We start from the raw sequence: 1,035 nt of genomic DNA, 5'->3' as shown, positions 1-1,035 counted from the left end.
CGGAGTCCGCCTCAGATTTTGATAGCGGTATTATGAGTAGTGCTCAAAAGGGACGAGGCATTGGAGATTGCTGGGCAAGTGAAGAATGGGTATGGGACGGCAAGAGTTTTGTGCATACTAAGGATATGTGGACGGGTATGTGTAAAGGCTTGGCAGCAGGTGGAGTGTGGGAGCTTGATCGCATTGAATCAGTCGTAAAGTAACTATTTTGCGGTTACAGAGTCATAACAGGTAACTTTAGTGACTCTGTGATAAAAAGAACAGATTGTTTATTGGAGCTAGACCTATGTCACGTCATCTTTATGCTATTGCTCGCCGTAAGTTTTCACATCTGAGCCGTTCAATATGTGTGGCGGCGACTGTACTGGGCGCAACACAAATTGCGATGGCTGGTCCAACAGTTGATCAGCTCAGTGATTGTTTAGTTAAAGCAACAACAGCTTCAGATAAAACTACGGTGCTCCAATGGACATTTACAGCTTTAGCGGCTCATCCAGATTTAAAAGCATTTAGTAATGTAACGCCTGAGCAAAAAGACCAGTTAGATCAAAAACTGGCTCAGGTCAAAGCTGTAATTCAGGCTGAAGGTGTGAAGGCTGTTGGGGAGGCTTTCCAGCAGTTAGGCCAAAGTGCGGGTGAAGATATTGTTAAAGACCCAGCCGTTAAACAGCAGTTGCAGGGCACATTACGCTACATCGATTTAAATAAATTGGTGACAACGTTTTTAACACCAGAAATTTGGAATAAGTTGGGAATTACAAGATAAAAATCTAGTTTTCTATTTTAGTAATAAAGCCTGCTATCTAAATGCAGGCTTTATTGTATTTGGGGTGAAGAATCTTATTTAGATACTAATCTTAGCGCCTAAAACTTTCACAAATTGTGCTAACCAAGCTGGATGTGCAGGCCAAGCCGGAGCAGTCACCAAATGACCATCTGTAACGGCATCAGTTACAGCAATGTCTGCATATTGCCCACCTGCTAATTTTACTTCGGCTGCACATGCTGGATAAGCCGAGCAGAGGCGGTCTTTTA

2 protein-coding genes and 1 pseudogene are annotated in these 1,035 nt (G+C 43.1%); 2 read left to right on the top strand and 1 reads right to left on the bottom strand.

The annotated features are described in order from the left end of the window. Window positions 1-203 (top strand): DUF1176 domain-containing protein (locus VXQ92_RS21115; protein WP_416683084.1); only part of this gene is annotated, 203 nt, incomplete at its 5' end. Window positions 204-286: 83 nt separating this feature from the next. Then, entirely contained in the window at window positions 287-766 is a 480-nt protein-coding gene (locus VXQ92_RS21110) for a hypothetical protein (protein WP_416683083.1), read from the top strand. Window positions 767-844: 78 nt separating this feature from the next. Here the strand turns inward: VXQ92_RS21110 and VXQ92_RS21105 are convergent. Next, a pseudogene (locus tag VXQ92_RS21105) lies at window positions 845-1,035 on the bottom strand (protease); the annotation flags it as partial.

It is taken from the genome of Acinetobacter sp. 228, from assembly GCF_048147885.1.
Note: the sequence above shows the minus strand (reverse complement) of the source record. Positions and strands in the feature narration are given on the sequence as shown.